This is a genomic window from Psychrobacillus sp. FSL K6-4046, from assembly GCF_038624605.1.
Classification (GTDB): domain Bacteria; phylum Bacillota; class Bacilli; order Bacillales_A; family Planococcaceae; genus Psychrobacillus.
On sequence record NZ_CP152020.1, the window covers coordinates 995,564 to 1,008,506 of the forward strand.

At 36.4% G+C, this 12,943-nt stretch carries 11 protein-coding genes and 2 pseudogenes; 6 read left to right on the forward strand and 7 right to left on the reverse strand.

Translation table 11 applies throughout. The features are described from left to right. The first annotated feature begins 18 nt into the window (after positions 1-18). Complete coding sequence (locus MKY09_RS04780) at positions 19-876, forward strand: DUF5700 domain-containing putative Zn-dependent protease (RefSeq protein ID WP_342567720.1); 858 nt, start codon at positions 19-21, stop codon at positions 874-876. Continuing rightward, positions 873-1,655, forward strand: a complete 783-nt coding sequence (locus MKY09_RS04785) for a class I SAM-dependent methyltransferase (RefSeq protein ID WP_342567721.1) — start codon at positions 873-875, stop codon at positions 1,653-1,655. The genes MKY09_RS04780 and MKY09_RS04785 overlap by 4 nt, the downstream gene beginning before the upstream one ends. A gap of 169 nt (positions 1,656-1,824) precedes the next feature. On the opposite strand, the pseudogene MKY09_RS04790 reads toward MKY09_RS04785, so the two are convergent. After that, positions 1,825-1,944, reverse strand: a pseudogene (locus tag MKY09_RS04790) (GNAT family N-acetyltransferase); the annotation flags it as partial. 378 nt (positions 1,945-2,322) lie between these two features. On the opposite strand from MKY09_RS04790, the gene MKY09_RS04795 reads away from it, so the two are divergent. After that, a complete protein-coding gene (locus MKY09_RS04795; protein WP_342567722.1) occupies positions 2,323-3,093 on the forward strand; it encodes a MerR family transcriptional regulator in 771 nt (256 codons plus the stop codon). Between the two features lie 351 nt (positions 3,094-3,444). Here MKY09_RS04795 and MKY09_RS04800 read toward each other — a convergent pair whose 3' ends face one another. Continuing rightward, the gene (locus tag MKY09_RS04800) at positions 3,445-3,909 is read right to left on the reverse strand and encodes a VanZ family protein (RefSeq protein ID WP_169360224.1); all 465 of its coding nucleotides are present in this window, start codon (positions 3,907-3,909) and stop codon (positions 3,445-3,447) included. 502 nt (positions 3,910-4,411) lie between these two features. Between MKY09_RS04800 and xerA the strand changes: the two genes are divergently transcribed. Next, positions 4,412-5,251: a site-specific tyrosine recombinase/integron integrase gene (xerA, locus tag MKY09_RS04805; RefSeq protein ID WP_342567723.1), complete on the forward strand. Its 840-nt coding sequence runs from the start codon at positions 4,412-4,414 to the stop codon at positions 5,249-5,251. 79 nt (positions 5,252-5,330) lie between these two features. On the opposite strand, the gene MKY09_RS04810 is transcribed toward xerA, so the two are convergent. Beyond that, positions 5,331-5,636 carry a hypothetical protein gene (locus MKY09_RS04810; RefSeq protein WP_342567724.1) on the reverse strand — a complete coding sequence of 102 codons (306 nt, stop codon included), beginning with the start codon at positions 5,634-5,636 and terminating at the stop codon, positions 5,331-5,333. 127 nt (positions 5,637-5,763) lie between these two features. Here MKY09_RS04810 and MKY09_RS04815 point away from each other — a divergent pair. Continuing rightward, positions 5,764-7,331: pseudogene (locus MKY09_RS04815) on the forward strand (IS3 family transposase). Positions 7,332-7,476: 145 nt separating this feature from the next. Here MKY09_RS04815 and MKY09_RS04820 read toward each other — a convergent pair. From MKY09_RS04820 to MKY09_RS04835, 4 genes are all read right to left on the reverse strand, one after another. Beyond that, on the reverse strand, positions 7,477-7,854 hold the full coding sequence (locus MKY09_RS04820) for a Type 1 glutamine amidotransferase-like domain-containing protein (RefSeq protein WP_342567725.1): 378 nt from the start codon (positions 7,852-7,854) through the stop codon (positions 7,477-7,479). Between the two features lie 873 nt (positions 7,855-8,727). Beyond that, complete coding sequence (locus MKY09_RS04825; protein WP_342567726.1) at positions 8,728-10,299, reverse strand: YndJ family protein; 1,572 nt, start codon at positions 10,297-10,299, stop codon at positions 8,728-8,730. Then, entirely contained in the window at positions 10,289-10,900 is a 612-nt protein-coding gene (locus tag MKY09_RS04830; RefSeq protein ID WP_342567727.1) for a DUF4166 domain-containing protein, read from the reverse strand. Before MKY09_RS04830 ends, MKY09_RS04825 begins: the two co-directional genes overlap by 11 nt. Before the next feature lie 12 nt (positions 10,901-10,912). Then, positions 10,913-11,815 carry a DoxX-like family protein gene (locus MKY09_RS04835; RefSeq protein WP_342567728.1) on the reverse strand — a complete coding sequence of 301 codons (903 nt, stop codon included), beginning with the start codon at positions 11,813-11,815 and terminating at the stop codon, positions 10,913-10,915. A gap of 101 nt (positions 11,816-11,916) precedes the next feature. On the opposite strand from MKY09_RS04835, the gene MKY09_RS04840 reads away from it, so the two are divergent. After that, positions 11,917-12,939 carry a serine hydrolase domain-containing protein gene (locus MKY09_RS04840; protein ID WP_342567729.1) on the forward strand — a complete coding sequence of 341 codons (1,023 nt, stop codon included), beginning with the start codon at positions 11,917-11,919 and terminating at the stop codon, positions 12,937-12,939. The last annotated feature ends 4 nt before the right edge of the window (positions 12,940-12,943 follow it).

The following is a 12,943-nucleotide window of genomic DNA, read 5'->3' on the forward strand; positions in this document are numbered from 1 at the left end:
TTAAAGGGGGAAAGCAAATTGAAGATTATAGATACAGTGCCTTTCTTTTTAAACAATTACATCCCATCCATTAGCTTTTTACGAAGCTATTATGAAAAGTACCCAGAAATTTTTACAGAATATTTTCCTCGTCATTGCAAAGACACCGAGGAACGACATAACCAGTCAATGGAGAAATACCCTGGCAGCTTCCGTGAAATCCAACAAGTGCATGAAAATATAACACCTATTATTGAAGAAGTAGTGCGCGAATATGAACGATTATACGATGTTACTTTTCCAATACAGGTCAATTTGATCGTTGGAGGATATGGTTCAAATGCATATACGTACCAGCAAATAATTCCTAATATCACCTTTGCGTTAGAGAAGCTTTCGCCTGATCCAAATCATTTGAGGGTAATCGTTGCTCATGAGTTTGGTCATGCAGCACAAAATATTTTAACAGACAGGGCCGGGATGGATTGGACGACTGCCCAATGGACTCATCCATTCAACTGGTTATATAGGGAAGGAATTGCAACGTACCTATCTGAAAGAATTATTCCTCATTTAAAGAAATCCGTTTATTTTACTTACGATGATGAAGGCGCAGAATGGCTTAATTTTGCTCAACAGAATGTTAAAGAAATAAAAAAGGCATTTATAGAGGACTATCGAAAAATGTCTAGAAACGAAATATCTCGTGATTGGTTTTCTATTAATGGAGTAAATACCTTTGGGTACAGTAGATTTGGCTATTTCCTTGGAGAGCTATTTGTACAAGAGGAAATGGAAAAGCATGGGGAACTTGAGACAATCATCGCATGGGAAAATCCTCACTACCTAGAGAAGGTAGAGAATTGGCTACTTCAAGTTGAAGGAGAACTGGTATGACGAATCGCATTCAACTAGATAATTTAGAGGAATATGATGATCCAGCAGCCTATGACCAGGAAAATAATCATTACGTAGGGGAACTTCCATTATTACTAGAATGGACAGGGAAAGTAAATGGTCCAATTATAGACTTAGCCTGTGGAACTGGGAGGCTGACCTTGCCATTAGCCAAAGAGGGCTACCAATTAATCGGTATTGATGTTCATAAAGGAATGTTGGAGCAGGCAGCTAAAAAAGCCGGAAAGCTTAACTTGGATATACAGTGGCTGCAGCAGGATTGTACAAATTTCCAAGCAGGCATTAGAAGTCCGTTTATTTATATGGTGGGTAATTCCATACAGCATTTCCATACAAATGAGGCACAGGATCAACTTTTATCCTCTATAAAACAACATCTTCAGGAAGATGGTATTTTTATATTTGATACTAGATTTCCTTCTGCCGAGGAGCTTCTTCAACCGGCAACAGAGGAGTATTGGAAAACTTATATGGATGGAGAATACGAGGTAGATGTCTACACAATTAGTAGATACGATTCGTTAAAACAAATCCAGCATTACACAACCATTCGAAAATACAAAGATCATAGTGCAATAATAATTGATGAAAAGGTAACTAATATAAGCTTACGATGTACCTATCCCTTAGAGATGGAGAGGTTATTAAAAGAACATAACCTGGAAATTGTAAATGTCTATAAAGATTGGAAGGGCACACCGCTTGATTCCGAAAGTGATAATATGGTGTATATATGTAGAAAACTTCCTCCTAGATAAACTAAGCCATTGGGAAATAACTAGTCAATAAATATAAAAATGTGAAATCGGCAATCTGATTTCATATTTTTATATTTAAGTTATGTTAAAGCTAAAGTTGATTTAAATACATATAACAAATGAGTTGGGTACTTTCTCCAAGCTCTTTTTAATTTGTTTTCCTATTTTACTAAAACATCCGACTAGTAACCATTGTATAATAACTACTACCAGGGGGATAATCTTTGATTTCACCAACAACTTTATATCCTTTTAGTTCATAGAAAAAACGAGCTTGAAATTCAAAAGTGTAACATTTCACAAGCCATATCCGAAATCAACTTAATGTTTTGGACATAAAAAATAGACCATAAATGATGGATTATTTTGCTAATGCACGCGTTAGTTTAAGTACAATACTTCACAATCTTTTCTATGACTTTATGAACTTAATTCCTTAAATGCGTTATCAATGCAAAAATTACGCTACCTTTTTGGGTTCTAGCCAGATTTTTGTGGATTTACAACGATTAGTAATATGCAAAATCTTATGCAATAACTGAGATTGTACAGCATTGTTGAATTAACGGGAATAGTGTGACAATATATCAATTTCAAATTTATCCCTTGAACCTCAAGTTACTTGAGGTTTTATAATGAACTTATACTTTTGTTGGGAGGAATTTTGATGAATAACAATAACAAGTTTTCCATTGGGGAGTTTTCAGAAAAGACAGGAATACCTATTCCTACTTTACATTACTATGATGAAGTTGGTTTATTACGACCAGAAAAGAATCCTTCTTCAGGGCATCGCATTTACAATTATCCAGATATTATAATTTTACAAAAAATTCTAAGTTTAAAATTCCTAGGATATAGTCTGGATGAAATAAAAAATTTATTAAATAAAACAAGCTTTACCGTTGATTTAAACGAAAGCTTGTCTCTCCATCTTCAAGCTTTAGAAAAAGAGAAAAAACAAATCGAACAGTCAATGAAATCTATTAATAGAGTAATTAGGTTAATGGAGGAAGAGGGAACAGTGGATAGTAACTTATTATTTACCCTTCTTCACGGTATGCGTACTGACCATATACAAGAAGAATGGATCAATCGTCATATGTTAACGGATATCATGGAAGAGTTAGAAAAGAAATCGGAAGAAGAAAAAATCTCTTTAGATAAAACGTTTACTCAATTGTCTAAAGAAGTGAAACAATTATATGGTAAACCCGTAGAGGACCTGAAAGTACAGCGAATGATTAAGAACTATATAGAAGGAGTTTTTTCATTTTTTGATGAGGATTTGATGCAAAAACTCGCTGATACGAATATAGAAGGAGAACCTGATTTTCAAGAATTTGATAATATGACACCATCTCCTTTTACAGAAGATGAACAAAAATGGTTTGAACAAGCGATAGAATATTATATTCAGCAAGAAGAAAAGGAATAGATATTAATGAGCTATACTTTTAAATTATAGTTGGTCTATCTTATTTAAAACAACACACTTGATTTTCCATTATAGGGCGATTTAATGAAGTAACTAAAGTCTAATTTCTCACTTATAAACCGAGAAATTAGGTTTTTTTATGTTTAGATTTTCTTATAGCAGTAAATCTTCAAAATTCTTACGCCCCCCTAAAATGCTACCAAAGCTGGTTTGGGGGCATTTAGTGAATAAACAGCTAAAAACAAATCCCCCATTCAAATGATGAAGGGGTAGCTGGGAAATGTATCTCCATGCTTATTTATTTTGATGTCCGATTTTTTACTAAAGCATTCGTTAGTTAAAATTACTGTTCTATCTAAGCAGTTTCTGAACAAACTTTGTTTTCCAAATTCCAAATCCTATTAAAGCACCAAGCATATTAAGAATAAAATCATCAATATCAAAACTTCCTCTTCTAGTAACTACTTGAACTACTTCAATTACCACTAGCAATATACTCAACGAAATTATAAAAACACTTATCTCTTTTGCCTTTCTTATGCAGTAAGGTAAGTAAATCCCCGCTGGCAAAAACATAAATAAGTTACCAAAGAGATTTTTAATAGGTATATCTATATTCATACTTCCGTCAAACAATGCCCTTATATATGTATTTATAGTTTTAAAGGGTATAAAATTAGATGAGTTCTTTATATACTCTATCATTGTTATACCAGACCATAAAAAGCCTCTAGTGCCTAAGAACAATAGAACTACTAATGCAAATAAATAAAACACGAAACTTATGTTAAGAACAATCTTTATTACTTTTTTCATTTTATCTCCCTGTACTTGATATCCTTTTGTTCAATAAGAAAATGGCTTTACTCCTTCTTGAAGTAACACCCATTAGTTCAAAAAATAATGAATAAAGGAATGAAAATTAAACCAATTACAATCCATACACTAAGTTGATTATCAATCCGTTTATCTAAAAATTTTAAATGTCCTTCAAACCTTTTGGAAAAATAACTTAGAGTAAAGAAAACTAGTGCAAATATCAAAAATTTGAACCATACATTCTCTTTAATAACAGGTTCAATAAAATAAAAATAAATACCAAACGCAATCATAGCCGTTAATAATTGTATCAAGCTGAATAGTCTCAATTGAATCCACTCCCGTTTATTGCCATACTCCCTATATTAACTACTTCGACGTCTTTCAAAAAATGACTTCTTCAAATAAACTGCGGCGTTAGTCAAAATACACCCTTTGTCTATAATTCTATTAAGTTGGCAATAATCCTTTTAATATTACTATTTTAGGGGGAATAACATTGTTACTGTCAAAAGCATGGGCTTCGTTTGAAGCGGACAAGCGAATAGAGGGCTTTTCGCCACAAACCTTGAAGGCCTACCAGTTACAGTCTTTGCTATTAATTGGTTATTTTAAAGATGTAGAGATGGCATTGCTGGATACAAATCAACTAAAAGAGTATCTTGCTGTATCCGGTAAGCATTTAAAACCAGCCAGTCTTGCACATCGTATTCGCTTTATGAAATCATTTTTTCGGTGGTCTCATGAAGAAGGACACCTTAGTAAGAATCCAACTTCCAAAATTAAAGAACCCAAAGTAGGGAAGCGGATACCTAAGTATTTAACAGAACGGGAGATCGAACACCTTCGTGAATCCTGTCATTCCCCAATGGAAAAAGCTATTTTTGAATTCATGTTTTCTACCGGTTGTCGAATTGGAGAAATAGTTTCGTTAGAAAAGAACCATATTAATTGGTCCAATCAATCGGCGATTGTTCGAGGTAAAGGTGATAAGGAAAGGGAGGTATATTTTAATACACGTTGTGACATATGGCTTAAACGTTATATAGAAAGTCGGAATGACCATAATCCTGCTATCTTTGTGACAGCAAGACAGCCGCATAAAATGAGTGTCGCCCAGATGAGATATATCATCAAGCGGATCTCCAATCGTGCAGAAATTAATAAAGAAATTCATCCACACCAACTTAGGCACAGCTACGCAACTCATTTGATGAATAATGGAGCTCCTATTGAAGTCATACAAAGTCTTATGGGGCATGAGAAGAGTGAAACCACCAAGATCTATGCTCAGCTAAGCGGAAGGTTAAGAAAAGAGTATTACCAGAAGTACTTTTAAATGCAAAAGGAGCAACGTCATAAGGGACGTTGCTCTATTTGACTAAAGCACCCGTTAGTTGAACAAGAATAGATATAGTTTAGTCCCCAGCAATATGTACCTTGCCTATTTCCGAACTGGACAATTGTTTTATAAATCCTTCATATTCGTTGATTTTATTTATCGAAATAAATACTTTGTAATTATTAAGGTCTGTTATTAGGTTGGAAAGTCTCTCGCCTGAAAAAGTCTCATTAGTAAGATAAAAATCGCTTAATCTTCTGAGTTCCAAATAACTACGCCACAGTTTCTTAGAATTAAATATTTCATTATGTAGACTTTCTCTTAATTCGTAAAATCCAATCTCACTACCTTCTTGATTATATAAAACAACATCAAATCCCAAATGCAATACCCTCCTTAAAACAGCTATTACTCAACTTTACCATATTGATTTCCCCCCTCTGTTAGGATAGAAGTCGTACGAGGCTAACGTGATATGATTAAGTAAAATACACGGAGGTCGATCGTTAATGACAAAACAAAATGGAACACGTTACACACAAGAACGAAAAGCAGAAATTTTGAAGCGTATGATGCCACCTAACAACGAAGCGGTTTCGCAAATTTCCAAAGCGGAAGGTATTTCAGAAGTGACGCTATATAAGTGGCGAAAGCAAGCTCGCGTAGCTGGAACTGCAACGCCAGGTAATGGACAAACAAGCGACAAATGGAACAGTCAAGATAAGTTTTTAATCGTGATGGAAACATTTGCGATGAATGAACTGGAGCTTGCGGAGTATTGCCGTAAAAAGGGTTTGTATCTGGAACAGATTGAAGCATGGAAGAGTGTTTGCCTTCAGGCAAATGGGCAAGCATTTGATCAGTCCAAGCAGTTGAATGTTCAACTAAAAGAAGAACAGAAACGTGCAAAAGCATTAGAAAAAGATTTACAAAAGAAGGAGAAAGCGTTGGCGGAAGCTGCGGCATTACTACTTCTAAGAAAAAAGGCCCAAGCGATTTGGGGGGACGACGAGGACGAATGATTGACCCGGCAAATCGCACACTAGCCGTGAAATTAATACAAGAAGCCAATCAAAATGGTGCACGAATAGCGAAGGCTTGTCAGGAGCTACACATCAACGTACGTACGTATGAGCGTTGGGTATCCGATGGCGGAGTGAAAGTCGATCAGCGACCACTTACAAAACGTCCCGTACCGAAAAATAAATTATCACCAGAAGAAAGAGACGAAATTATCACCGTTGTGAAACAAGCAGATTACGCGGATTTACCACCAACACAAATCGTTCCGAAGCTCGCAGATAAAGGTACTTATATTGCATCTGAATCCACCTTTTATCGTGTATTAAAAGAAGAAAAGATGCAAAATCATCGGGGACGTAGTGGTAAGCCACAGCGAAGAATCCCAGAAAGCCATCTTGCGACGGCTCCCAATCAAGTGTGGACATGGGATATTACCTGGTTGGGTGGACCCGTGAAAGGTTTATTTTATCGACTCTATTTGATTCTAGATTTGTTTAGTAGAAAAGCAGTCGGCTGGGAAGTATGGGAAACAGAAGAATCCAAACATGCGGAAGCACTCGTGAAAAAAGCAGTGATCAGTGAAAAAATTCAAGGAACGCCACTTGTTCTACATTCGGACAATGGTAGCCCGATGAAAGCTGCGACATTCCTAGTGTTACTCGAGAAACTGGGCATTCAAAGTTCCTTTTCAAGACCACGTGTGAGTAATGATAATCCGTATTCAGAAGCGATGTTTCGGACGCTAAAATATCGACCTGATTTCCCGCATAAAGGCTTTGAAACACTCGAAAAAGCAAGACAATGGGCGCAAAAGTTTGTCCATTGGTACAATGAGGTTCACTTACACAGTGGGCTCAATTACGTAACGCCAGTACAGTGCCATACGGGAGCACATTTGGCGATATTAGAAAGGCGAAAAGATGTGTACGAAGTTGCGAAAGAGAAGCATCCTGAGCGATGGGCTCGGAAAACGAGAAACTGGGCACCACATGAACAAGTAGCGCTTAATCCCATGCGGGATGAGGCTAAAAAAGAAGTATTAGTTAAACCGTAATCCCCCGTTACCCTGTTGGTTGGAATGGAAAGAACGCTCTTCCTTTCCATTCCAATCAACAGGCCAGCAAGCACAGCGCGGTAGCCTAGACTGAATTAGGGGTTACAAGATTATAAGAACATGTATTTTTAAAATACTAAACTAGCTAAATGCGACAACTATATTGACAAACACCGTCTTTAAAATACTTTTTAATGATTTCATCAAAACCGCTTAATCTCATTGCTTGAGCAAGAATAAAAGTATTGCCGCCTCTTACCCAAATAACATCGTATTGATCAAGCTTTTCTTTCAATCCTTCGGGTTTATGGAAGTACATTTTTAAATCTAAAATATCCACTGTGAAACCTATTCTTTGCAGTTCACTTACGTCTGCAACATCACTTTTATTTTTTCTTTCTAAATCAGTCGCAAAGTCTAATGCATTATTGATATATGCTACTTTTTTATTCCCATTTTTCGTTAATTCGATTAGCTTCCGTTCTTCGTTTCCAATTTTAAAAGATGAAAGATAAAATTTCATATTGTCCCCCTTATTGTGGATTTCAATTGCTCACTTTCTAAGCTTTCCTTTTCTGTTAAATGGCAAGATTGTTGAACACAAGTTAAAAACACTCTTCAACTAAACTGTCTCCTTAATTCAATAAGTAAAAAGAGTTGCCTAAGCAACCCTATGATCTTTACTAAAGCACCTCGTTAGTTGAATAGAAAAAGGGGCTCTCTCTGTTTAAAAGCACTTTTACAATACTCTATTATTAGAGACAAATTATTAACTTAAAAGTAATTCAAAAAAGAATATTCCGAAAGAAAAACCTAATAGTAATATAAAAGCATATAACAACTTCATTTTCATTGTTTGGTCATCGAAAACCATTCCTGAATAACGATACATCCAATAAATTATTGGTAAAACTACTACAATACAAAAAATACTTTCAAAGGAAAAACTGAGATTAACGGTAGTGCTAATCTTTGACAGAAGAGATGTTAAGCATCCTACCACAAAACCAATTGTATACCCACCTAGTAAAAAGTGTTTTAATTCAACTTTTCTTTCCAAGACCTTTCACCTTCTTAAAACTGTTTTTTTAAACAAAAGATTTTCTTACAAGTTAAACAACATTCTTCAACTAACCTGCCGCGTTACTTTAAGTGTAATAATTCACATATTTCTCTTGTAGCTTTGCCACTAGGACTTTTCATTTATGTGTTTATCAGCATCGCGATCATATTATTACAGGCCTTTTTATGGGTTGGTTTTATGGCTATGCAGCTATAGGAAATTATTCTGCTCTAGTAGTATCTATAAGGGCTATAGAAAAAAGTAAAAAGCTATTGAAGTCTTTACACAGTTTCGTAAGAATTCTAGAATGCGTATCTTTATATTCCTTTATTTTCAGGTTTCCAAATCTTCCTTTAAAAAAATCCGATAATTAATCGTCAAAAATGGAATACTGAAAATACGCATCTCATGTTTGGCAGTTAGAGTTTCATTATTCTCCTCTAAAAGAAATTGCTCCTCCAAAGGAAGCTTAAAGATGGTTCCTCTAAAGGCCAAGTAAATCCCAGCATCAGACCCTAAGGTACTTTTGCTAGTTAAGAGAAGCTTTCCTTCTTGCTCTTCTAATGCTAATACGCCAACCATCGACGACCATGGTAAAGGGAGGGAGATATTCATAAAGGTTTTCTCTTCTCGAGTATGTATGGAATATAGTGCAACAAAGATGGTGCTTGTTTCAATTTTTCGTATCCAAGCTCTTGTATTGGTACGTCCATCCTCGATAGCTACTATATCTCCAGTCATTTCCATCTCCCTAGAGGTAAATGGTAGATTCAGCTGCTGCAGCCTGGAACTAAACAATCTATATAAAGCGGCAAAAGGCTTGAACCAAGCATGCCAATGAACAGTGGAAAATAGTCGGTAATGCATTGTTTGCTCATAAAAATTACTAATCATAGGAGGGAGTGACTCTTTATCTACAAAAATGCTCATATCATCGACTAAGCCCGTATAGTTTTTATTTAAGTGATAGGCACCTAAAACTTTCTCACCAACAGTTCCTTTACCTTTGATCTTGCTAATAGGAAACTGCAACTTTTTATAAAGTTCCGGTGGTGTCCAAATGGACCAGCCGACAATACCGACGAACGCAAATATTAGGCAATTAAAGAATCCATGAAACTTAAGCATGAAATCTATCGTTACGCCAAAAATACCAAACGCATTCCCTGTTGCATACAAAAGGGAGAACAGGATTGTTACACCTAGAGCTCCAAAGGAAGTAACAATCAGGCTTTTCTGATACCCGTTTTTATATGTTGCCTTAATAGCTAGAACGATAGAACCATATATGCCAATCATATATAAAAGTACGGATATAAATTCTAAAAGTGTAGAAAAAGTGATTCCGATTGCAACGACTAAAGGAGATATTAAAATGATAGCTGTAAGCCAAGGGTAGCTGGCAGGTTTATAAACTCTCCCTAAAAAACCTATAAAAACAGGCAATAAAAAGGAAGAATAATGAAAGTGAATTCCTGTCAGCCACGTTAAAATAGGAGTAAATCCTGTATCTATTTCAAGAACAGAAGCAACAAACCAAAGTCCTCCGATGAATAAATACATCATCCCCATATCAATCGCAAACTCTTCTATATTGGTGAAGCCTCTGTTAATAAAACGTTTAAATCCAACCATGGCAATGATAAAAGTAAAAAGTAGATAGATAAGTGCGAGCAAGGAATCAATCCTTGAATCTTCGGTAATCTGTAAAATAGAAACAGCTATCACAGCTGGAATGACAAAGTAATAAATCAGATGATCATCTTTCAAAACTAATTTTAAGACGAGTGGAACAAATAATATCTGAGCTACGGATAGCATAAGAAAATACCAGGGCTCTACGCTAAAAGCAGCAACTATGAGAAATAAAATAGTGTGGGAGATTGCAATTCTTTTATAGGTCATCTGTTTGAAACACCCCTTTATACTCGAATAATGTACCAAGTAAAGGATTAGTAATTAACACATGAATGGAAAATACGTCTTTCTTTTCTACATAACACTCTTTAACAAGAACATTTCCTTTTAACAGCCTTGGTAAGGGGATTTCCAGCTTGCCTAATACAAGACGCTGTTTACTAGATTCAATTTGAAGATGTCCTTCCTCTGTGACAATGAATACGAGCTCAGAATAGAACAAGCTCGGCTCCCCAAGATAGTCCCTTACTACACGCTTACTCTGATCTAAGCTCATAAGCGCATTGAAATGCCTTGTTTGGTTTGGGAAGAAGAATGTTCTTTCCCAGTGGACCTGTTGCTCCCCATTTGGACCAAGCTTCCCTTTGTTTACGATTTGAAATGGTACATTCTCTCCTTGCTCAGGAAATAATAACTTCCAACGAGTGGCTATACGAAAGAAAGGTGACAACCATTTCGGACCACTAGTTATTTTTGTCATGACTCCTGTTGCCTGGAAGGCCTTTTCAGAAGAAATAGTATACCGCCGCTTGAGCTTTGGCTGCAGTCGCTCGAATTGTTCTCCAAGCATTTCTTTATAAATAGACATATGAAAAACTCCTTATCTTGAACGCTTACAGCTTTTGGCAGTTGGAATGTCTTTACTAACCAGCAATCCGATAACGGATAGAACAAACAGCGTTAAGTTAAATGTAAGGGGGTTAAATGGATCACCAAATACGGTGGCGTCTCCTATTAAAGTGGAGAGTGTAAGTAATGGAAAAACAACGACTTGGATTTTCAGTAATCTTCGCTTATTACTATAAAGTACCCACAGAATACCAAATACTATTTCAATAACGCCTGCTGTTGATACGATATTTTGAGCTTCGTTCACCGTTAAGGGGAGCATGCCTTGGGTCATTGATACTTCCTCGGGATGCATCAATAGTAATTTTGGAACGAGGCCGTGATACACCCAAACAAAAAAGAACAGAATGGTAATAAGCCAGTGACTGAAGAATCGTACATACTGACTAGAGGGAGTATCTCCCTTTTCAAGCCACCTCTTAAATACATCAAAGCTAAGAGCAGTGGCCCATCCCATTATCGGGCGAAATAGGACGCGATCTATCATTTTTCCAAGTGTTCCAAAACGAACATCGTAATCATACTGCGTAAAAAATTTAACGCCATCTTGCTCAGGCTCATACTTCCAATATCCCTTGCCTTCTTTTATAGGAGAAATCTTTTGGGCAGTACCGAAATGCAGTGAGGATGTTCTAGAGTTGTCCTTCGCATGAAAGGTACCGACACTTTTCCCCCAACCTGCAATACTAAATCCAAATCCTATATTCGTTTTATATTCAAATAGCTGTGGTTCATTTTCTTTTTTGGGTAAATAGGTGATAGAAGAAAAACGTAAATCCCATTGTTCATGTAGCTCGGGATTTTGAGATGCCTCCCATACCTTTTCCATATCGCTAGAGATACTAGTCTCTACATAAATTGGTTTATTTTTCATTATCTCACCTCCTTATAAGATTACCATAAAGGACTTTATGTAAGTGACAAAGAATAAATTAGGGAGGAGAAAAAATAGGCTCAAGAAATGAGGGTGAAAAAATGCAACTGAATAAAAATATACAGGCTAGATTTAATCCAGTAATTGATCATGTAAAAAATACATATAACTCCGTCTATGCTACTGGAGCGGCAGTTATAGTCATTCATAAAGATGAGATTGTGGCAGAAAGATATTGGGGCACTCAATCTAGCAGACCAGAAGCTAGGGAAGTACAGGAGGATACCCAGTTTCACGTGGCATCTGTTCGCAAAAGCTATATAGGATTTGCAGTCGCATATGCGGTGCATCATGGTTATATCGATTCGATAGATGATGAAGTGACAAAATATATTGCGGATTTGGAGGAAGAAGTTTTTCGTGGAACTACAATTAGACATTTATTGACACATACGCATGGGTTAACGGAGCTAGAAGGTAAAGTTATTCGAGAGTTTTTACCAGGGGAGAGCTGGGCCTATAGACAAGTTAATATAAACCTGCTTACTCAAATAGTAAAGGTTGCAACAGGCCAAACAGTAGCAGATTTACTAAAAGAAAAAGTATTTCGACCACTCAGCTTGAATGAGAGTGACTGGTACACAGAAATTCAACCTAAGCTTGCAGAGGTCATTGATCCGTCCGGCCAACCAAAACAAATACCAACAAACAGTACAAAGGGCGATCAAATTAATATGTTCACTTCTGCAAGAGATTTAGCCTATTGGGGTTACCTTCATTTAAAGCGGGGATACATAGATAACAAGCAAGTAATACCAAAAGAAGTTATTCAGCTATCTACGTCTCTTATAAGTCCGAGTACAATTGATAAGGATTTGCCTCAGCATGGTTTCCTTTGGTTTGTAAAGGATTTACCGGCAAGTAAAACGGAGCTTGGAGAATTAGTTCCGCGTGGCTCGTATCAAATTTTAGGATTCACAGGTGTTGCAGTGCTAGTCGTACCTGAACACGAAATCGTGGCAGTTCGGATGGTCAATAGCTATGGGTCACCAGAGAACCATGATTTTCTTGCGGACATAAGGACCTTTGGAGATAGTGTAATGAAAAGTTTACAGGAGGGGTAAAGGA

What these genes read in the sequence shown, in the direction of transcription:
- MKY09_RS04830 (WP_342567727.1), bottom strand. Translation starts at nt 10,900, where the DNA reads ATGTCTATTTATAAAGAAATGCTTGGAGAACAATTCGAGCGACTGCAG.
- MKY09_RS04800 (WP_169360224.1), bottom strand. Translation starts at nt 3,909, where the DNA reads ATGAAAAAAGTAATAAAGATTGTTCTTAACATAAGTTTCGTGTTTTAT.
- MKY09_RS04825 (WP_342567726.1), bottom strand. Translation starts at nt 10,299, where the DNA reads ATGACCTATAAAAGAATTGCAATCTCCCACACTATTTTATTTCTCATA.
- MKY09_RS04835 (WP_342567728.1), bottom strand. Translation starts at nt 11,815, where the DNA reads ATGAAAAATAAACCAATTTATGTAGAGACTAGTATCTCTAGCGATATG.
- MKY09_RS04795 (WP_342567722.1), top strand. Translation starts at nt 2,323, where the DNA reads ATGAATAACAATAACAAGTTTTCCATTGGGGAGTTTTCAGAAAAGACA.
- MKY09_RS04785 (WP_342567721.1), top strand. Translation starts at nt 873, where the DNA reads ATGACGAATCGCATTCAACTAGATAATTTAGAGGAATATGATGATCCA.
- MKY09_RS04820 (WP_342567725.1), bottom strand. Translation starts at nt 7,854, where the DNA reads ATGAAATTTTATCTTTCATCTTTTAAAATTGGAAACGAAGAACGGAAG.
- MKY09_RS04840 (WP_342567729.1), top strand. Translation starts at nt 11,917, where the DNA reads ATGCAACTGAATAAAAATATACAGGCTAGATTTAATCCAGTAATTGAT.